Consider the following 17,307-nt stretch of genomic DNA (forward strand, 5'->3'; position numbering starts at 1 on the left):
GGTTCGGGTTAACGGCCAAGCGTCTGGATGACGCCCTTGATCCGTTCATCTTCGCGTTGCATCAGGCTTTGACCCCTCTCATAGGCGCGCTGCACGTCGATCATGCGCGACATCTCCAGCATCGGGTCAACATTCGAGTCCTCCAGAAACCCTTGCAGGATTTGCGGCGCTTCGACCGGGATAACCTCTCCCTCAACCGCGAACAGGGTGCCCGCGGCGCGTGTCATTGTAACGGGGTCTGCGGGCGCAAAGACGCCGACCTGCCCGATTGGTGCGCCATCCGCCGAGAGGGTGCCATCGCGCGCCAGACTGACATCACGGGCATCGGGGGGAACGAAAATTGGCCCACCGCCCAGATCCAGCAGGCGGTGGCCGTCGGGATTGACCAATTCACCCGCCGCATTCGGCGTAAACAGCCCCGCACGCGTCAGCCGCGGGCCTTGGGCGGTTTCAAGCTGAAAGAACCCGTCGCCTTCGACCGCGAAATCGAACCGGCCATTGGTTTGCGACAGCGCGCCCTGTATCTGGATGGTCTGGCGGGTATTGCCCAGCGCCATGGAGACCGACGGTTCCGTCTGCCCCATTCCGACCACGTATTCCGAAAACAGCACGCCTTCCTTGCGGTAGCCCGTGGTCGCGGAATTGGCGATGTTATGCGCCACCACCTGCAATTCGCGGCGCAAGCCCGACATGCGGGTAAGCATGACATAAGATGCGTTGTCCATGCTCAGCCCCCCGCGATCAGTGGCAGGATTTCATCGTGCAAAAACCCGACCAGAGTGGCGGTCATGAAACTCATGGACGCCCAGAAAACCAGAACGATGGCCAGCAGCTTTGGCACGAATGTTAGCGACATCTCCTGAATCGAGGTGAGCGCCTGAAACAGCCCGACACCCACGCCCGCCACCAATGCCGCGCCAAGGATGGGGGCTGAAATCAGCGTGCCGATCCATAGGCCCTGACGGAGCGTGTCGAAAAAGATCACCTCATCCATCGCGTCAGACCGGCATGCGCAGAATTTCAAGATACGCCTCGACCACGCGGTCGCGCACGCTGACGGCGGTTTGCACCGCCAGCTCGGTATCGGCCAGCGCCTGCACCAGCGCATGCGGGTCGGCACCGCTGACCATGGACGCGGTCGCGGCCTGTTCAGACGCTTGCAAGCCCGAGACGAAACTGCCCATGGCTTGCCCGAAAGCCGCTTCGGCGCGCGGCTGCGGCGCGCCGGGTTGGGCCGCGTCGCGGGCACGGTCATAGCCGTTAATGGCCAGAGATGAGGGAATTTGCATGGTTCAATATCCTTTGGTTAACGGCGCAACAGGTCGAGCAGGCTTTGCGACATCTGCCGCGCCTGATCGAACATCGCCAGATTGGCCTCGTAGCTGCGCCCGGCCTCGCGGGCATCGGCCATTTCGACCATCGTGTTCACGGTGGAGCCCCGGTAATACCCGTCCTCATCGGCGAGCGCGTGGCCGGGGTCGTAGATGCGCGGCAGCTCGCCCCGGTCCAGTTGCACCGGGCCTGCGGCCACAGTGGTCACATGGCGCGCACGGTCCAGTTGGGCGGTGAAGTCGATGGTTTTGCGCCGGTAGCCCGGCGTGTCGGCATTTGCGATATTCTCGGTTACATGGCGCATGCGGCGCGATTGCGCATCCATGCCCGACGCGGCGATGGCGAATGTGGAAAACAGGTCTGCCATGATCCCCCCTATCGCCCGAGCGCCGTGCGCAGGATACCGCGCGCAGAGCCATAGACCGCAAGCGCCAGATCGTGCGATTGACGGGTTTCGGCGGCGCGCATCATCTCACGCTCCAGCGACACGCTATTGCCGTTGGGGGACATGGTATCGGCGGTCTCGGACAGCCGCGCGGCGGGCATATGTTGCAACCGACCCGCGCGCATTGCGTCCATCACGCCCGATTGTTGCAGATAGGCGGCAAACGGCGCCACGTCCCGGGCGCGGTAGCCCGGCGTGTCGGCATTTGCCACGTTTTGCGAGATCACGACCTGACGCTCCGCCGCGTGGCGCGCCATGGCCTGTGACAGCCGCATGATGGCTGGTGTGTCTAACATGAGGGCTTCTCCCGTCATTGCGATACACAAAGCTTTAAGCCTGATTCGCTTAATGTTCGGTAAGCAAGAACGCGAATCTGGTTGGAGGATCATGGAACAGATCGAAAAACTGCGGGCCGCTGTTGCCGGGTTGCGACCGGTGCGCCTGTTCGGCCGCGTGAGCGAAAGCCACGGGCAATGCGTGGTGCTGGCGGGGCTGGAGCAAGATGCGCGGCTGGGCGATTGGGTCGCGCTGGAACCCGCGCGCGGCGCCCCGATCGGCGGCGAGGTGGTGAAGCTGGAAGGCGATGCCGTCCACGTCTTCCCCAATGGGGAGCCCTCGGGGCTGGCCTTGGGCGACCGCGCGGAACTGGTCGGCCCGCGCCATCTGGCCCCCGATGACAGCTGGATCGGACGTGTGATAGACCCGTTCGGCCAGCCGCTGGACGGGCGACCACTGGCCGCGGGTGCGCGCCCCCGCCCGGTGACGGCCCCGCCGCCTGCGCCCGCGCGGCGGGGTCGGCTTGGCCAACGGCTCGACACGGGCATGGCCGTGTTCAATACGTTCCTGCCGCTGGTCCAAGGCCAGCGCATCGGCCTGTTTGCCGGTTCGGGCGTGGGCAAAACCATGCTGCTAGGCAATTTCGCACGGCTGGTGGAGGCCGATGTCGTGGTCATCGGGCTGATTGGAGAACGCGGCCGCGAATTGCGCGAGTTCGTCGAGGATGTGCTGGGCGAGGACGGGCTGAAACGCGCGGTCATTGTGACCGCCACGTCCGACCAGCCCGCGCTGACCCGCAAACGCTGCGCCGAAGCCGCGATGGCCGTGGCCGAACATTTCCGCGATCAGGGCAAGCATGTGCTGCTATTGGCCGACAGCGTCACACGCATGGCCGAAGCGCACCGCGAAGTGGCCCTTGCCCGCGGCGAAAGTGCCAGCTTGCGGGGCTTTCCCCCGTCGCTGTCGCACCGCATTATGGCGCTGGCGGAGCGCGCAGGGCCGGGCGCAGACGGGGTGGGCGCGATCACCGCGATTTTCACGGTTCTGGTCGCCGGGTCTGACATGGAGGAACCGGTGGCCGACATCCTGCGCGGGGTGCTGGATGGTCATGTCGTCATGGACCGCGCCATCGCCGAGCGCGGGCGGTTTCCGGCGGTGGATGTGCTGCGCTCTGTCAGCCGGTCGCTGCCGCGCGCGGCCAACCCCGAGGAAAACGCACGCCTTTCCGAAGGCCGGCGCCTTTTGGGCGCCTATGACCGGTCAGAGGTGATGATACAGGCGGGGCTGTATGAGGCGGGATCGGACCCGTTGGTTGACCGCGCCGTGGCTGTCTGGCCGGCGCTGGATGCGTTTATGGGCGAAATGGCCCCGCATGGGGTGCGCGGGGCATTCGCGAAGCTTGCGCAATGCCTGGAGCCGCCCACAAAGGGCTAAGAGAGGGGTTTTCCCTTGGCCGCGATAGGTCTACACCCGTGATCGAAACAGGGTTCATGAGGGCATAGATGGCGCGCATCCTGATTACATCGGCCTTGCCGTATATCAACGGTATCAAGCATCTGGGCAACCTTGTGGGCAGCCAGTTGCCCGCCGATCTGTATGCGCGCTACATGCGGGCGCGCGGGCACGAGGTGATGTTCATCTGCGCCACCGACGAGCATGGCACACCCGCCGAACTGGCCGCCGCCAAAACCGGGCAGCCCGTGGCCGCCTATTGCGCCGAAATGCACGACACGCAGGCCGAACTGGCGCGCGGGTTCCGGCTGTCTTTCGACCATTACGGGCGCTCGTCCAGCCCGCAGAACCACGCTTTGACACAGCATTTGGCCGCCAAGCTGGGAGAGGCCGGGCTGATCGAGGAAGTGAGCGAAAGCCAGGTCTATTCGATCACCGATGGCCGCTTCCTGCCCGACCGCTACATAGAGGGCACCTGCCCCAATTGCGGCTATGAGCGCGCGCGCGGCGATCAGTGCGAAAACTGCACCAAGCAGTTGGACCCGACCGATCTGGTCAACCCGCGCTCTGCCATTTCCGGCGCGACCGATCTGGAGGTGCGCGAAACCAAGCACCTGTTCCTGCGGCAATCCACGCTGCGTGACCGATTGGACCAGTGGATCGACAGCCAGAACGGCTGGCCGGTGCTGACCACGTCCATTGCCAAGAAATGGCTGCATGACGGCAACGGCTTGCAGGACCGGGGCATCACCCGCGATCTGGATTGGGGCGTGCCCGCACAGTTTGACGGAGCACCCTGGCAGGGCATGGACGGCAAGGTGTTCTATGTCTGGTTCGACGCGCCCATCGAGTACATCGCTGCCACCGCCGAATGGGCCGAAGCGCAAGGCTTGGATGACTGTGCATGGCGGCGCTGGTGGCGCACCGACGACGGGGCCGATGATGTGCGCTATGTGCAGTTCATGGGCAAGGATAACGTGCCGTTCCACACGCTCAGCTTTCCGGCCACGCTGATGGGGTCGGGCGAGCCTTGGAAGATGGTCGATTACATCAAGTCCTTTAATTACCTGAACTATGATGGCGGACAGTTTTCCACGTCCTTGGGGCGCGGCGTGTTCATGGATCAGGCCCTGTCGCTGCTGCCCGCCGATTACTGGCGCTGGTGGCTTTTGTCCCACGCGCCCGAAAGCTCGGATGCGGAATTTACGTGGGAGAACTTCCAAGCCTCGGTCAACAAGGATCTGGCCGATGTTCTGGGCAACCTTGCCAGCCGCGTGACGAAATTCTGCCGCTCGAAATTTGGCGAGGTGGTGCCCGATGGCGGGACATACGGCCCGCGCGAGGCGCAGTTGATCACGGACCTGACCACCCGCCTGCGCGCCTATGAGGAGCGTATGGAAGGCATGGACATCCGCAAATCTGCCACCGAATTGCGCGCGCTCTGGGTGCTGGGCAACGAATACCTGCAAGATGCCGCACCGTGGTCGACCTACAAGACAGACCCGGAACAAGCGGCGGCGCAGATCCGGTTGGCGCTGAACCTGATCCGTGTCTACGCGATCATCTCGCGCCCGTTCATCCCCGACGCAGCCGCAAGCCTGATGGCGGCTATGGGCAGCGACGACTGGGCATGGCCCGACGATCTTGGCGCGGCTTTGGATGCTTTGCCCGCCGGTCATGCCTTTGCGGTGCCGGAGGTTCTGTTCGCCAAGATCACTGACGAGCAGCGCACCGATTGGGAAACCCGGTTCGCGGGTGCGCGATAGCGCGAAAAACCCCGCGCACCGAACAAAACACCGGCGAATCCGGTTGACACGCGCGGGCTGACCAGTAGAAGGTAGGTTCAAGAATTTGCGGTCAGGGCGCGCGTAGCGTCGACGGACCGGTGCAGGAGAGAATGACATGGCGAAGCCAACCACCATCAAGATCCGTCTGAACTCGACCGCGGGGACCGGGCATTTCTATGTAACCAAGAAAAACGCCCGCACCATGACCGAGAAGATGGCCGTGCGCAAATACGACCCCGTTCTGCGCAAGCATGTTGAATACAAGGAAGGCAAGATCAAGTAATCTTGCACCCGCCTTGGCAATTTGAAAGCCGCGCCATTTGGCGCGGTTTTTTTATGATCCGGGGCGCGACATCAGCGTCAGGACCGTCACGATCAGCGCAAATGTTATCGCGCCATCCAGCAGGAAAGCTGCACCGGAATGCAGCGCGGCTAGGGCCGACACAGCAGCACTCTGCGCCAGCAGCGCCAGTGCCAGCAACACCGCCAAAACCGACGCCGCACCTGCCTGCGCAGGCGACCACACTGCGCGCAAGGCCAAACGCTCACCGCCTGCGGCGCGCGCAACCACGATCCCAAAGCAAAGCACCAGCGATAGCGAAACCGCGTCGGCGGCAAAGACTGCCTGCCTTGGCACCCACCCCAGCACAAGCGGCAAAAAGGGTATGGCGGCCAGCGCGCTTAGCGCCGCACCCTGCCCCCAATAGCGCAACGCCAGTTTTGGTGACAGCGGCGCACGCGCGCCGAAATAGATTGCGCGGTGCCACAAAAGTCCCATGACCGCGAGCGCAAGGCCCAAAGCCACCCGCACCGCAAGCTCTGGCCCGACAGGTGCTGCGGGCGGCAGATCGGGCCAGACCTGCCCAGTGGCTTGCACGCTCAGCCACGCCTTCAGCGCCATGGCCAACAGGAAGGGCGGCAATAGCAGGCGCCGGACCTGGCGGGGCTTTGCGACGATAATGCGCCACGCGCCGCGCAGGTGCGTCAGGCTTTGAAACATGCGGTTTCCAATGAAAAAGGGCCGGTCAAACGACCGGCCCTTACCTTACTCTCAGACGGTTTATTCTTGCTGACCCATGAACATCAGCAGGAACTGGAACATGTTCAGGAAGCTGATGTAGAGCGACAGAGCACCGTCAATCGCGGCCTTGTCCAGCCATTCCTGATCGCCTGCCATGGCGTGCTGGACATACTCGCTCTTGATCTGCTGCGTGTAGAACGCGGTCAGACCGGCGAAGATCAGAACACCGATGGCCGAAATGGCGAACATCATGGCCGGGCTTTGCAGGAAGATGTTGACGATCATCGCAACGAGCAGGCCGATCACACCCATAATCAGGAAGGTGCCCATGCCGGACAGGTCCTTCTTGGTGGTGTAGCCATAAAGGCTAAGACCGCCAAAGGCGATGGCCGTCACAAGGAAGGTCTGCGCGATCGAGAAGCTGGTGAAGACCAGAAAGATCGAGCTGAGCGACAAACCGATGGCTGCAGCAAAGATGAAGAAGCCAAGCTGCACACCAGCTGCCGACGCCCGGCGCATCAGCGCACCCCAGCCGAACAGGATGAAGGCCAGTGGCGCGAACATGATGACCCAGCGCAGAGGCGACATGTAGATCGCGCTACCCAACCCGTTGAGGTAGGTGCCATTTGGCAGTTGGGCGGCGGCCGCCGACGGGTCGGTCGTCGTGGCCAGCCCTGCGATGGCCCAAGCTGCGGCCCCGGTAATCAGCATGCCCACGGACATGGTGCCGTAGACCTTGTTCATGTGGGCGCGTAGCCCGGTGTCGATCTGTTCAGCGCGAGCGCCGCTTACCTGCGCGCGCATCGTGTTGAAATCTGCCATTGCGTCCTCCGTTGGCGAAATACATGCGGTGATGGATCACCTTGCGATAAGATATTTGCATGATGGGCGCGGTTTTCAAGCAAAACCGGAGTCAAACACACAGGATTTCGGGAAATTCGATAAAGCCTGATTAAATCGTGATGACGATTTTCCCGGTAGAACGGCGGCTGCGCAGCAATTCCAGCCCGTCTGCGGCCTGCTCCAGCGGCAGCGTGTGGCTGATATGCGGGCGCAGGCTGCCACTGTTATACCAGCCGAACAGCGTGGCGATAGAGCCGGTCATCACCTGGGGCGCAAACCGCAGATACGCCCCCCAATACAGACCGATCACGCTCAGGTTCTTGACCAAAAGCACGTTCGCGGGAAACGCGGGCGGTGTGCCACCTGCAAAACCGATGGCCAGAAACCGGCCTTCGGGGTGTAGCGCGCGCATGGCAGGCGTGGCCAGCGGCTCTCCGATCGCGTCATAGATGACATGTGCGCCGCCCAGTGCCTTCAATTCGGCGCGCAGGTCGAACCCGTCCGCACCGCTATCCAGACAGACCTCTGCGCCCGCGCGCTCGGTCACCGCCAGCTTGTCGGCCCCGCGCGCGACGGCCACAACCCGCGCGCCCATCCGCGCGCCGATTTCAACCGCGGTCAACCCGACGCCGCCCGCCGCGCCCAAAACGACCAACGTTTCGTCCGGTTGCAAATTTGCGCGATGCGCAAGCGCCAGATGCGAGGTGCCATAGGCAACCAGAAACGCCGCGGCATCGGGAAAGGGCATGGACGCAGGCATGGTCGCGCACATCTCGGCACGGCAAACCGCATACTCGGCCAAGCCGCCCTGCCCCGTAAACGCCGCGACACGGTCGCCGGGTTTGAACGTGCTGACGCCGTCGCCGATGGCGTCAACCGTGCCAGCCAGTTCCATGCCGACCGTATATGGGGGCGCGACTTTTTCCTGATATTTACCTTGCATCATAAGCAGATCGGCAAAATTCAACCCGCATGCGGCGACCCGGATGCGCAACTCATCGGGCCCCGGCGCGGGCATCTCCACTTGCTGGAGCTGCGGGGTCGATTCGTAGGCGGCAAGGCGAAAGGCGCGCATCGTGATCCTCTGGGCTTTTGCGACAGCGTGCCGTGCTGCGATTGCGTAAGCAAGCGCCAAACTGCCGCGCGCGAATTGCGCATTCCGCAACTCTCTTTAAGGTTGTTTTGCAAATTGCAATGCGAAATGCGAAACAATCCAACAAGCGCGCCGGAAAGCGTCTTTTTACACTTCTCGGCTAAAAAAAGCGCAATCGTGCAACTGCGGGTGGTGCAGATGCGTAGCCAAGTAAGAAACCAGCCCGCTGCGTATGAGTAACATTGCACAAAGAGGACGAGATGACACACCCCGTAGACCGCCATGTTGGGCAGCAAATGCGCCATCGGCGCTGGATGATTGGGATGACCCAGCAACAACTGGCCGATGCCGTTGGCATCCGGTTCCAGCAAATCCAAAAATACGAAACCGGCGCGAACCGTGTTTCGGCCTCGCGGGTGTGGGATATCGCCGCCGCGATGGAAGTGCCGGTCAGCTTCTTTTTCGAGGGGCTGGAGAGCAGCGAGGATACTGCTGACGCCTCTGCCGCCGATATGATGGGCAGCAAGGAAACGCTCGACCTGTTGCGCACCTACTATGCCATCCCGGAAGCCCAGCGCCGCCGTCTGTTCGATCTGGCCCGCGCGCTGGGGGATGCGGCCTGAACGGCTTGCATCCGCTTGCGGCACAGTTAGAACTGGCGGATCTCCGTTTACTTGGACTTCCGCCATGCGCCGCACCGATCTGACATTGCAAGACCATCGCGACCTGCTGGCGTTGTGCGACCGGCTGGCAGATGCCGCGCGCGCGCAAACGCTGCGGCATTTTCGGGCACCCGGCCTGACGGCAGAGACAAAGCTCGCAACCGGGTTTGACCCGGTGACGGTTGCCGACCGCGCCGCAGAGGCCGCGATTCGTGAAATCTTGGCCGCCGAACGCCCTGATGATGCCATCTTGGGCGAAGAATACGGCCCAAGCCCCGGCACCAGCGGGTTGCAATGGGTGCTTGACCCGATCGACGGCACCCGCGCCTATATCAGCGGCACGACCACATGGGGCGTGCTGATCGCGCTGGCCGATGCGGATGGGCCGTTTTTGGGCGTGATCGACCAGCCCTACACGCAGGAACGCTTTGTCGGCGGGCTTGGCGTGGCAGAACTGCATGGCCCGCGCGGCACGGTCGCATTGCAGGCACGCGGTACGACGGCGCTGGATCAGGCGATCCTGTTTTCGACCTTTCCCGAAATCGGAACGGCGAAAGAGCGCACGGCGTTTCAACGTGTGTCGCAGGCCTGCAAGCTGACCCGCTATGGCATGGACTGCTACGCCTATGCGCTTCTGGCGGCGGGCCATATCGACCTTGTGATAGAAGCGGGGCTGAACAGCTATGACATCTGCGCGCCCATCGCCGTGATAGAGGCGGCGGGCGGCATTGTGACCGACTGGCAGGGCGGTCCGGCGCATGATGGCGGGCAAGTGTTGGCGGCGGCAAACGGACCGTTGCACGACGCCGCTCTGAAAATGCTGCAAAGCCCCTCTTGACCTTCCTGCTTGTGGAAGCCCCATATCCCCAATAACCAAGGTTATGGGTGACGCATGACGACGCAAACGGCCGCCGAGGATCATGTCTCTGAACTGGGGTTCGGGGTGGAAAAGCTAAGCTGTGCGGGCTGTGTCGGGCGCGCGGAACGCGCGCTGGCGGACGTGCCCGGCGTTGTTTCCGCGCAGATCAATCTGGCCAGTCACCGCGCTGAAGTCGCGCTTGCACCCGATGCCAATGTGACCGACCTGCAAACCGCTTTGCGCCGCGCAGGCTATCCCATGCGGACAGAGACGCTGGAATTCGAGGTCGGCAACATGTCCTGCGGCAGCTGCATCACACGGGTCGAACAAGCCCTGACCGTCCAGCCCGGCGTGCTGCGCGCCAGTGCCAACCTGACCACGGGCCGCGTGCAGGCCGATGTGCTGGATGCGGGGCAAGCCGCCAATCTCGCACAGGCTTTGACCGCGTCAGGGTATCCGGCCAGCCCCGTCAGCCAAACCAGCAGCCCAGACACGACCGCGCGTCAGGCCGCAGAGGCCCGTACGCTTTCGCGGCGCTTCTTTGTGGCGCTGGCGCTGACGCTGCCGGTGTTCATCGTGGAAATGGGCGGGCATCTGTTGCCGCCCTTTCACCACTGGGTGTTGCACACAATCGGGCAAACCCCGCTTTGGCTGGGGCAGTTCATTCTGTCCAGCTTGGTGCTGATCTTTCCGGGGCGTGCGTTCTATACAAGCGGACTGCCTGCGCTGGCACGCGCAGCCCCCGACATGAACAGCCTTGTCGCCATTGGCACACTCGCCGCTTGGGGCTATTCCAGCGTGGCCTTGTTCGTGCCGACCCTGCTGCCCGAAAACGCGCAAGCGGTGTATTTCGAGGCCGCCGCCGTCATCGTGACCCTCATCCTGTTGGGCCGCTGGCTGGAAGCGCGGGCGCGCGGGCGCACGGGTGCGGCAATCGCGCGTTTGATGGATATGCAGCCGCGCCACGCACGCAAGGTGCAGGACGGGCAAGAGTATAAGGTCGCGCTGGATGACATCGTCCCCGATGACGTGCTCCGCCTGCGCCCCGGCGAAAGACTGGCCGCAGATGGGGTGCTGGCCACGGATCATGCGTTGCTGGATGAAAGCATGATCACCGGCGAACCCCTGCCCTGCGCAAAGGACACAGGTGCAAAGCTGGTGGGCGGCACCATCAACGCGGGCGACGCGTTTGATATGCGTGTGACCGCGACCGGCGGGCAGACCGTTCTGTCGCAGATCATCCGCATGGTCGAACGGGCGCAGGGCGCGAAACTGCCGGTGCAGGCCCTTGTCGACAAGGTGACGATGTATTTCGTCCCCGTGGTCATGGCGGTGGCGGCGCTGACGGTGGCGGTCTGGCTGGCCTTTGGCGCAGGTGCTAACCTTGCGCTGGTTGCGGGTGTGTCGGTGCTGATTATCGCTTGCCCCTGCGCGATGGGGCTGGCCACACCGACATCGGTGATGGTGGGCACGGGCCGCGCGGCGGAACTGGGCGTGCTGTTTCGCAAGGGAAGCGCCTTGCAAAGCCTAGAAAAGGTCCGTGTCGTGGCGTTTGACAAGACCGGCACGCTGACCGAAGGGCGGCCGAGCCTGACGCGGATCGTGGCCTTGGGCGATATGTCCCAAGACACCGCCCTCGGGCTGGCCACCGCGTTGGAGCGCGATTCCGATCACCCGATCGCGACCGCGCTGCGCGATGCCGCCACAGAACAGGGCGTGCCCGTGCCGAGGGCGCAGACCGTGAAATCCCTGACCGGGCTGGGCCTGCGCGGAGATATCGACGGCAAGAGCGTGCTGCTGGGCGCCGCACGATTGATGCAGGCCGAGGGCGTCGCCGTCGATGCGCTGGACCAAGCCGCGACCGATGCTGCGCAACAGGGCGAAACACCCTTTTTCCTTGCCGTCGATGGCGTGGCGGTGGCGCTTGTCTGTGTCGCAGACCGCCCGCGCGCGGGCGCGGCGCAGATGGTCGCAAACCTGCATGCCCGCGGGCTGCAAGTGGCCATGATCTCTGGCGATGCCCACGCGACCGCCAATGCCGTGGCGCGCGATCTGGGCATTGACCATGTCACCGCAGAAGTGATGCCCAAAGCCAAGGTGACAGCCCTGCAAGAGTTGCGCGCCGCGCATGGCGCCGTGGCCTTTGTCGGTGACGGGATCAATGATGCGCCCGCGCTGGCAGAGGCCGATATCGGCCTTGCCATCGGCACCGGCACAGACATTGCCGTCGATACGGCGGATGTGGTGCTGTCTTCGGGTCATCCGCGCGCGGTTTTGGCCGCGCTGGACGTATCTGCCCGCACCATGACCAACATCCGCCAGAACCTGTTCTGGGCCTTTGCCTATAACGCGGCGCTGGTGCCCGTTGCCGCCGGGGTGCTTTACACTGCTACGGGGGTTATGCTGTCGCCGATGCTTGCAGCCGGGGCAATGGCGCTCAGTTCGGTATTTGTGTTGTCCAATGCGCTCAGATTGCGGTTCATGACACTCGGAGGCGCGCTATGAACATATCGCAAGCGGGCAAACGCTCTGGCCTGCCGCCCAAAACCATCCGGTTCTACGAAGATATCGGCCTGATAGCTCCGACGCGGCGTGCCAATGGCTACCGCGATTTTTCAGAGGATGACCTGCACAAACTGGCCTTCTTGCGCCGGGCCCGTGCGCTTGGGTTTTCGACCGAGGAATGCCGCCAGCTTTTAAGCCTGTATACCGATCAAAGCCGCGCCAGCGCCGATGTGCGCAAACTGGCCAGCGCGCAGCTGGCGCGTATCGACGCGCAACTGGCCGAATTGCAAGAGATGCGCCGCAGCTTGGCACACCTTGTTCAGGCCTGCGCGGGCGACGCGCGGCCTGATTGTCCGATCCTGTCGGACCTGGCGCGCGACGGCTGACTCAGGCCGGAACCGGCTTGGTTTTTAGTGCTGCCTTGGTTGCGCGCGGGCGGCGGTGCAGCGGTTGCGTTTTGGGCTTGCTGCGGCGCATGCTCTCAGCCTCTGCCGCGACATCGGCCGCGGTTTCATGCGGCACGGCGTTTGCCATATTGCACAGCATACGCATGTAAGCCTGTTGTTGTTGCCGGAACACAGAGGCCCAGACCATCGAGCCTTGCAACCAGAATGTCAGTGGATCAAACGGCATATTTCCCTCCAAACCGTCGCACGCGGTGCGTGCGACCTATCCTCGCGCCCCAAGCCTAGCGGCATCTGGCAATCGGTGCGTTGATCTAGCGCAGCTTTTTCGCCGATTCTACCGCAATCGAAGCGCGAACGTCTTGCATCCAATCGTATTGGGCCGGATCGCGGGCTGTCAAAGTGTAGCGGCGTCATGGGCGGTCACGAATGCGCGGGTGCTTATGCTTTTGGCACACACGGCGCGGGCTTGCGCCCGAGGGTGCCATCCGTCATCAAGACACGGTCGAACAAGGCAAGGGGCGGCGCCATGTTGAAACTGATCCTACTGACACTCCTGATTGCGGCGGTTGTCGGCATGGGCTGGGTGCGGCTGGCCCCGAACGACCCCGCGCGCTGGCATCTGGACCCGCGCCGGGTTGCCCGCCCGACCACGCCCAACTTCCACTTGCTGCGGATGGGCGATGGCGACGCCCCCGCGCCGATCTTCGATACGGCCCCGACAGCCTTGGCCGAACGCCTGCACGAGGTGGCGCTTGCAGATGGTGCCACGCTTTTGGCGGGGCGCGTGTCCGAAGGGCATATGACCTATCGCACCCGCTCGCGCGTAATGGGCTTTCCCGACTACACCAGCGTCTTTATCGAACCGGCTGGCGACGGATCCGTCCTGACAGCCTTTGCACGCGCGCGCTACGGCTATTCCGACATGGGCGCCAACCGCGCACGACTGGAGGCATGGGTCGCAGCGCTTAGCGACTAAGGCTGCAACAGCCGCTGCGCATTGGGCTGCTCGGCCCCGTCATCAGGCTGATCGCCAGACCAAACGCGCGGTCGCTCATGCCGTCATTGCAAGCTGCCGGATACAGGAACGCCACCCCCGGCCCACCAACCCCGCCAAAACGGACCATGCGGCGCAGATCGCGGCCAATACCGCTGTCTTGCGCTAGCCAGACAGAGAACTCGCGCGGTGCCATGTCCGGTGTGCGGTAGCGCAACATGCCGCCAACCGCGTCCAACGACCAGAACGGCTCCGTTCCGGAACAGCTTAGCCCGACGGGCAGGTTGTACGCGTCGATCACCACACCGCGCGCGGACATGTAGCGCAGGCTCACCCAGCCCGCGCGCTCCCCCGCGTTGACCTGCCCCCAGGTGCCAGCGGCATTTTGCGCCACCACTTCTACCCCACGGGCATTTGGAGCAAGTGCGCCGATGATCGCACCGCTTGCAGATGGCGCGTCACGGATGTTGAGCACATCATCCGCCGCAACGCCCGTCACGTCATAGAGCTGCGGCAAGGTTTGCGCTTGCGCGCCGACACCCGTCAGCCACACCATCACGAAAACCCAGAACAGACGCATCAAGACCTCCTTCGCAGATGCGCGACTCTATCACATCGCAACCCATCCGCTCAGCACTTCCTGTTCTAAAGCGGGACTTCGGTGGTGAACTTGATCTCTTCCATCGACAACAGCGCAGTCACGTTGAAAATGCTGACATCTTCAATCAGGGATTGGTAGAAGCGATCATAGGCACGGGCATTGGCCACCTTGACCTTCAGGATATAGTCGATATCGCCCGCAAGCCTATGGGCCTCCATCACCTCTGGGCGGGCGCGCACCGCGTCCAGAAACGCGGCCTGCCACCCGGCTTCATGCGACGAGGTCCGCACAAGCACAAAGAAACAGGCTTCCAGCCCCAGCGCATATTCGTCCAGCAACACCGTATAATTGCGGATGACGCCCGCCGCCCGCAATTTCCGGATACGGTTCCAGACCGGGGTCTTGCTGGACCCTGTCTTGCGCGCGATCTCATCTAGGGACTGGCTGGCGTCGCGCTGCAGTTCGGCCAGAATGCGGCGATCAAGGTCATCAATCTCTGCGGTCATGCTGCTCTCTTATGTATTGCGGTCACATTGGGAAATTATTTCATTGAGGTCGAATATGAAAGCCAGTTTTGGAACATATTCCTGTAAACTGTGAAAGTTCCTCCTTATCGCACGACCGATACCTTGATATTGACCTGCATCAAGGCTTACTGAGCGCGCAAAGACGTATCACGTTCAAGACTTTGACAGCACCCACCGCCCGAACAGAGAGTCGCCTTATATGACCGACCAGACTGCCCCGACCAAGGCAACCCCCACCCTGCCCGACGCGCAGACCGTCACATCTGTCACGCATTACACCGACAGGCTGTTTGCCTTTCGCTGCACACGCCCGCAATCCCTGCGGTTCCGGTCGGGCGAATTCGTCATGATCGGACTAATCGGTGACAATGGCAAACCGCTGCTGCGCGCCTATTCCATCGCCTCGCCGTCCTGGGATGAAGAGCTTGAATTCTACTCGATCAAGGTGCCCGACGGCCCGCTGACCTCGCGCTTGCAACACATTCAGCCGGGCGAGCAGATTATCCTGCGCCCCAAACCCGTGGGCACGCTGGTGCTGGATGCGCTTTTGCCCGGTAAACGACTGTGGATGCTGGCCACCGGCACCGGCATCGCGCCTTTCGCCTCGCTGCTGCGTGACCCCGAAACCTGGGAGAAGTATGAGCAGGTCGTTGTGATGCACACCTGCCGAGAGGCTGCGGAGCTGGCCTATGGCCGCAATCTGGTTGAAGACCTGCCCAAAGACCCCCTGATCGGCGAGCTGGTCGCGGGCAAGCTGCACTATTACCCCACCACCACACGCGAACCCTCCGACCGTATGGGCCGCATCACCGACAATATGTCGTCGCGCAAAGTGTTCACCGATCTGGGGATCGCCCCCATGGACCCGGCGCATGACCGCGCCATGGTCTGCGGCTCGCTTGACTTCAATCTCGACATCAAGCGCGTGCTTGAAGAGGCTGGCCTGACAGAGGGTGCCAATAGCGCGCCCGCCGAGTATGTCGTGGAGAAGGCCTTCGTGGACTAGGGCTATCCCCTTCATCTTGCCCTAAATACTCAAATGGCGCGCCACAGGAAACGGGCGCGCCACTCGGGCAAAGCGTTGGCTGCAACGTCCAGAATCTTGCTGTGAAAATGGTCGGAGTGAGAGGATTCGAACCTCCGGCCCCTGCCTCCCGAAGACAGTGCTCTACCAGGCTGAGCTACACTCCGACCGTGTCGCGGCGTATAAGACGGGCTTGGGCGCTTGACAAGGGGGCACCCGCCAAGAAGTTCTTTCCAAGCCTTGCGATTTTGCCTATGGCTCTGGGCCATGACCAAAGACACGACCATCCCGCTGATCACCACGACCGACGCGCTCGCCGCCTTTTGCGAACAGGCCAACGCTGCGCCATACGTCACCATAGACACAGAGTTTCTGCGCGAGCGGACCTATTACGCCAAGCTGTGCCTGTTGCAGATGGCGCTGCCCGGTGCGGATGGTCCAACCTCCGGGCCCGCCGTCTTGGTCGACCCGCTGGTGGACGGGCTGGACCTGGCGCCGTTCTACGCGCTGATGCGCAATGATGCTGTGGTCAAGGTGCTGCACGCTGCGCGCCAGGATCTGGAGATTTTCTGCATCGAAGGCGACACCCTGCCCCGTCCGCTGTTCGATACGCAGGTCGCGGCGATGGTCTGCGGCTTTGGCGATCAGGTGGGGTATGAGACGCTGGCGCGCAAGCTGGCCAAGGCAAATGTGGACAAATCCTCGCGCTTCACCGATTGGTCGCGCCGCCCGCTATCAGACGCGCAGGCGAAATATGCGCTGGCCGATGTGACACATCTGCGCGTGATTTATGAAAAACTGGCCGCCATGCTTGCCGAAACCGGGCGCGCGCCGTGGCTGGACGAGGAAATCGAGGTTCTGCTCGATCCCGAAACCTACATCGTCAGGCCTGAAGACGCGTGGAAACGCATCAAGACGCGCAACGATTCGGGCAAGTTTCTGGCGCTGCTGCGCGAGTTGGCCGCCTTTCGCGAAGCCTATGCGCAAAAGCGCAACATCCCGCGCGGTCGGGTCTTCAAGGATGACGCCCTGCTGGAACTGGCGGCGGTCAAGCCGCGCAACGCCGATGATCTTGGTCGCACGCGCTTGTTGCTGCGCGAGGCCCGGCGCGGCGATATCGCGGACGGAATTCTGGCCGCGGTTGCGCGCGGGCTGGAATGCGCGCCCGATGACATGCCCAAGGCCGCGTCAGGGCGTGAGAACCTTCAGGTCAACCCCGCGCTCGCGGATTTGCTGCGCGTTCTGCTCAAGGCGAAATCCGACAATGAAGGGGTTGCCGCCAAGCTCATCGCGTCAAGCGCCGATCTGGACGGGATCGCGGCCGGACTGCGCGACGCGCCCGCCCTGCGCGGCTGGCGTGCCGATGTGTTCGGGCAGGATGCCTTGCGCCTATGCGCGGGTGAACTGGCCTTGGCGGTCAAGGGCGAGCGTGTCGAAGTCATCGCGCTCTGACCCTCACCGCCCGAAATCATCAACCGC

General features: G+C 63.0%; 21 protein-coding genes and 1 tRNA gene. 10 read left to right on the top strand and 12 right to left on the bottom strand.

All coding sequences use genetic code 11. The annotated features are described in order from the left end of the window. Positions 1-8: 8 nt before the first annotated feature. Genes ROE7235_RS02400 through ROE7235_RS02420 form a run of 5 tightly spaced genes read right to left on the bottom strand, consistent with a single transcriptional unit; the run spans position 9 to position 2,073 of the window. The gene (locus ROE7235_RS02400; protein ID WP_121093063.1) at positions 9-725 is read right to left on the bottom strand and encodes a flagellar hook-basal body complex protein; all 717 of its coding nucleotides are present in this window, start codon (positions 723-725) and stop codon (positions 9-11) included. Between the two features lie 2 nt (positions 726-727). Continuing rightward, positions 728-994, bottom strand: coding sequence for a flagellar biosynthetic protein FliQ (locus ROE7235_RS02405; protein ID WP_121093064.1), 267 nt, complete (start codon positions 992-994; stop codon positions 728-730). Between the two features lie 4 nt (positions 995-998). Beyond that, positions 999-1,289, bottom strand: a complete 291-nt coding sequence (gene fliE, locus ROE7235_RS02410; protein ID WP_121093065.1) for a flagellar hook-basal body complex protein FliE — start codon at positions 1,287-1,289, stop codon at positions 999-1,001. Positions 1,290-1,306: 17 nt separating this feature from the next. Beyond that, a complete protein-coding gene (gene flgC, locus ROE7235_RS02415; protein WP_121093066.1) occupies positions 1,307-1,699 on the bottom strand; it encodes a flagellar basal body rod protein FlgC in 393 nt (130 codons plus the stop codon). Between the two features lie 8 nt (positions 1,700-1,707). Further along, positions 1,708-2,073, bottom strand: a complete 366-nt coding sequence (locus ROE7235_RS02420) for a FlgB family protein (RefSeq protein ID WP_121093067.1) — start codon at positions 2,071-2,073, stop codon at positions 1,708-1,710. Positions 2,074-2,161: 88 nt separating this feature from the next. Here ROE7235_RS02420 and ROE7235_RS02425 point away from each other — a divergent pair, with 88 nt between their 5' ends. The 3 genes from ROE7235_RS02425 to rpmG all read left to right on the top strand — a co-directional run bounded on the left by ROE7235_RS02425 (position 2,162) and on the right by rpmG (position 5,575). Then, entirely contained in the window at positions 2,162-3,487 is a 1,326-nt protein-coding gene (locus ROE7235_RS02425; protein ID WP_370743418.1) for a FliI/YscN family ATPase, read from the top strand. A gap of 68 nt (positions 3,488-3,555) precedes the next feature. Further along, positions 3,556-5,271, top strand: coding sequence for a methionine--tRNA ligase (gene metG, locus ROE7235_RS02430; protein ID WP_121093068.1), 1,716 nt, complete (start codon positions 3,556-3,558; stop codon positions 5,269-5,271). 136 nt (positions 5,272-5,407) lie between these two features. After that, the gene (gene rpmG / locus ROE7235_RS02435; RefSeq protein ID WP_121093069.1) at positions 5,408-5,575 is read left to right on the top strand and encodes a 50S ribosomal protein L33; all 168 of its coding nucleotides are present in this window, start codon (positions 5,408-5,410) and stop codon (positions 5,573-5,575) included. Positions 5,576-5,626: 51 nt separating this feature from the next. Here rpmG and ROE7235_RS02440 read toward each other — a convergent pair whose 3' ends face one another. The 3 genes from ROE7235_RS02440 to ROE7235_RS02450 form a co-directional block, all read right to left on the bottom strand. Beyond that, a complete protein-coding gene (locus ROE7235_RS02440) occupies positions 5,627-6,292 on the bottom strand; it encodes a hypothetical protein (RefSeq protein ID WP_121093070.1) in 666 nt (221 codons plus the stop codon). A gap of 60 nt (positions 6,293-6,352) precedes the next feature. Beyond that, the gene (locus ROE7235_RS02445) at positions 6,353-7,135 is read right to left on the bottom strand and encodes a Bax inhibitor-1/YccA family protein (protein ID WP_121093071.1); all 783 of its coding nucleotides are present in this window, start codon (positions 7,133-7,135) and stop codon (positions 6,353-6,355) included. A gap of 130 nt (positions 7,136-7,265) precedes the next feature. Continuing rightward, positions 7,266-8,231: an NADPH:quinone oxidoreductase family protein gene (locus ROE7235_RS02450; RefSeq protein ID WP_121093144.1), complete on the bottom strand. Its 966-nt coding sequence runs from the start codon at positions 8,229-8,231 to the stop codon at positions 7,266-7,268. A 278-nt stretch (positions 8,232-8,509) separates the two neighbouring features. Between ROE7235_RS02450 and ROE7235_RS02455 the strand changes: the two genes are divergently transcribed. The 4 genes from ROE7235_RS02455 to cueR all read left to right on the top strand — a co-directional run bounded on the left by ROE7235_RS02455 (position 8,510) and on the right by cueR (position 12,661). Next, positions 8,510-8,872, top strand: a complete 363-nt coding sequence (locus ROE7235_RS02455; protein ID WP_121093072.1) for a helix-turn-helix domain-containing protein — start codon at positions 8,510-8,512, stop codon at positions 8,870-8,872. A 64-nt stretch (positions 8,873-8,936) separates the two neighbouring features. Next, positions 8,937-9,749 carry a histidinol-phosphatase gene (gene hisN, locus ROE7235_RS02460; protein WP_121093073.1) on the top strand — a complete coding sequence of 271 codons (813 nt, stop codon included), beginning with the start codon at positions 8,937-8,939 and terminating at the stop codon, positions 9,747-9,749. A 54-nt stretch (positions 9,750-9,803) separates the two neighbouring features. Beyond that, positions 9,804-12,275: a heavy metal translocating P-type ATPase gene (locus ROE7235_RS02465; protein WP_121093074.1), complete on the top strand. Its 2,472-nt coding sequence runs from the start codon at positions 9,804-9,806 to the stop codon at positions 12,273-12,275. Next, on the top strand, positions 12,272-12,661 hold the full coding sequence (cueR, locus tag ROE7235_RS02470) for a Cu(I)-responsive transcriptional regulator (RefSeq protein ID WP_121093075.1): 390 nt from the start codon (positions 12,272-12,274) through the stop codon (positions 12,659-12,661). The genes ROE7235_RS02465 and cueR overlap by 4 nt, the downstream gene beginning before the upstream one ends. Before the next feature lies 1 nt (position 12,662). Here the strand turns inward: cueR and ROE7235_RS02475 are convergent, their stop codons facing one another. Continuing rightward, positions 12,663-12,908, bottom strand: coding sequence for a hypothetical protein (locus ROE7235_RS02475; RefSeq protein WP_121093076.1), 246 nt, complete (start codon positions 12,906-12,908; stop codon positions 12,663-12,665). A 300-nt stretch (positions 12,909-13,208) separates the two neighbouring features. Between ROE7235_RS02475 and ROE7235_RS02480 the strand changes: the two genes are divergently transcribed. Beyond that, positions 13,209-13,658: a DUF1499 domain-containing protein gene (locus ROE7235_RS02480; RefSeq protein WP_183073282.1), complete on the top strand. Its 450-nt coding sequence runs from the start codon at positions 13,209-13,211 to the stop codon at positions 13,656-13,658. Here ROE7235_RS02480 and ROE7235_RS02485 read toward each other — a convergent pair. Beyond that, positions 13,648-14,256: a COG3650 family protein gene (locus ROE7235_RS02485; RefSeq protein ID WP_121093078.1), complete on the bottom strand. Its 609-nt coding sequence runs from the start codon at positions 14,254-14,256 to the stop codon at positions 13,648-13,650. The two genes, ROE7235_RS02480 and ROE7235_RS02485, sit on opposite strands and share 11 nt — an antisense overlap. Before the next feature lie 65 nt (positions 14,257-14,321). Continuing rightward, positions 14,322-14,783 (bottom strand): Lrp/AsnC family transcriptional regulator, encoded by a 462-nt coding sequence (locus ROE7235_RS02490; protein WP_121093079.1) that lies wholly within the window; start codon positions 14,781-14,783, stop codon positions 14,322-14,324. A gap of 220 nt (positions 14,784-15,003) precedes the next feature. Here ROE7235_RS02490 and ROE7235_RS02495 point away from each other — a divergent pair, with 220 nt between their 5' ends. After that, a complete protein-coding gene (locus ROE7235_RS02495; protein WP_121093080.1) occupies positions 15,004-15,810 on the top strand; it encodes a ferredoxin--NADP reductase in 807 nt (268 codons plus the stop codon). A gap of 108 nt (positions 15,811-15,918) precedes the next feature. Here ROE7235_RS02495 and ROE7235_RS02500 read toward each other — a convergent pair. Next, positions 15,919-15,995, bottom strand: a tRNA-Pro gene (locus ROE7235_RS02500). 118 nt (positions 15,996-16,113) lie between these two features. Here ROE7235_RS02500 and rnd point away from each other — a divergent pair. Continuing rightward, positions 16,114-17,280, top strand: a complete 1,167-nt coding sequence (gene rnd / locus ROE7235_RS02505) for a ribonuclease D (protein ID WP_121093145.1) — start codon at positions 16,114-16,116, stop codon at positions 17,278-17,280. Positions 17,281-17,307: the final 27 nt, after the last annotated feature.

Source organism: Roseinatronobacter ekhonensis (assembly GCF_900499075.1).
In the GTDB taxonomy this organism is placed as follows: domain Bacteria; phylum Pseudomonadota; class Alphaproteobacteria; order Rhodobacterales; family Rhodobacteraceae; genus Roseinatronobacter; species Roseinatronobacter ekhonensis.

Coding starts and splice junctions, on each gene's coding strand:
- ROE7235_RS02400 (WP_121093063.1), bottom strand. CDS start 725: ATGGACAACGCATCTTATGTCATGCTTACCCGCATGTCGGGCTTGCGC.
- ROE7235_RS02405 (WP_121093064.1), bottom strand. CDS start 994: ATGGATGAGGTGATCTTTTTCGACACGCTCCGTCAGGGCCTATGGATC.
- fliE (WP_121093065.1), bottom strand. CDS start 1,289: ATGCAAATTCCCTCATCTCTGGCCATTAACGGCTATGACCGTGCCCGC.
- flgC (WP_121093066.1), bottom strand. CDS start 1,699: ATGGCAGACCTGTTTTCCACATTCGCCATCGCCGCGTCGGGCATGGAT.
- ROE7235_RS02420 (WP_121093067.1), bottom strand. CDS start 2,073: ATGTTAGACACACCAGCCATCATGCGGCTGTCACAGGCCATGGCGCGC.
- metG (WP_121093068.1), top strand. CDS start 3,556: ATGGCGCGCATCCTGATTACATCGGCCTTGCCGTATATCAACGGTATC.
- rpmG (WP_121093069.1), top strand. CDS start 5,408: ATGGCGAAGCCAACCACCATCAAGATCCGTCTGAACTCGACCGCGGGG.
- ROE7235_RS02440 (WP_121093070.1), bottom strand. CDS start 6,292: ATGTTTCAAAGCCTGACGCACCTGCGCGGCGCGTGGCGCATTATCGTC.
- ROE7235_RS02445 (WP_121093071.1), bottom strand. CDS start 7,135: ATGGCAGATTTCAACACGATGCGCGCGCAGGTAAGCGGCGCTCGCGCT.
- ROE7235_RS02450 (WP_121093144.1), bottom strand. CDS start 8,231: ATGCGCGCCTTTCGCCTTGCCGCCTACGAATCGACCCCGCAGCTCCAG.
- ROE7235_RS02455 (WP_121093072.1), top strand. CDS start 8,510: ATGACACACCCCGTAGACCGCCATGTTGGGCAGCAAATGCGCCATCGG.
- hisN (WP_121093073.1), top strand. CDS start 8,937: ATGCGCCGCACCGATCTGACATTGCAAGACCATCGCGACCTGCTGGCG.
- ROE7235_RS02465 (WP_121093074.1), top strand. CDS start 9,804: ATGACGACGCAAACGGCCGCCGAGGATCATGTCTCTGAACTGGGGTTC.
- cueR (WP_121093075.1), top strand. CDS start 12,272: ATGAACATATCGCAAGCGGGCAAACGCTCTGGCCTGCCGCCCAAAACC.
- ROE7235_RS02475 (WP_121093076.1), bottom strand. CDS start 12,908: ATGCCGTTTGATCCACTGACATTCTGGTTGCAAGGCTCGATGGTCTGG.
- ROE7235_RS02480 (WP_183073282.1), top strand. CDS start 13,209: ATGTTGAAACTGATCCTACTGACACTCCTGATTGCGGCGGTTGTCGGC.
- ROE7235_RS02485 (WP_121093078.1), bottom strand. CDS start 14,256: ATGCGTCTGTTCTGGGTTTTCGTGATGGTGTGGCTGACGGGTGTCGGC.
- ROE7235_RS02490 (WP_121093079.1), bottom strand. CDS start 14,783: ATGACCGCAGAGATTGATGACCTTGATCGCCGCATTCTGGCCGAACTG.
- ROE7235_RS02495 (WP_121093080.1), top strand. CDS start 15,004: ATGACCGACCAGACTGCCCCGACCAAGGCAACCCCCACCCTGCCCGAC.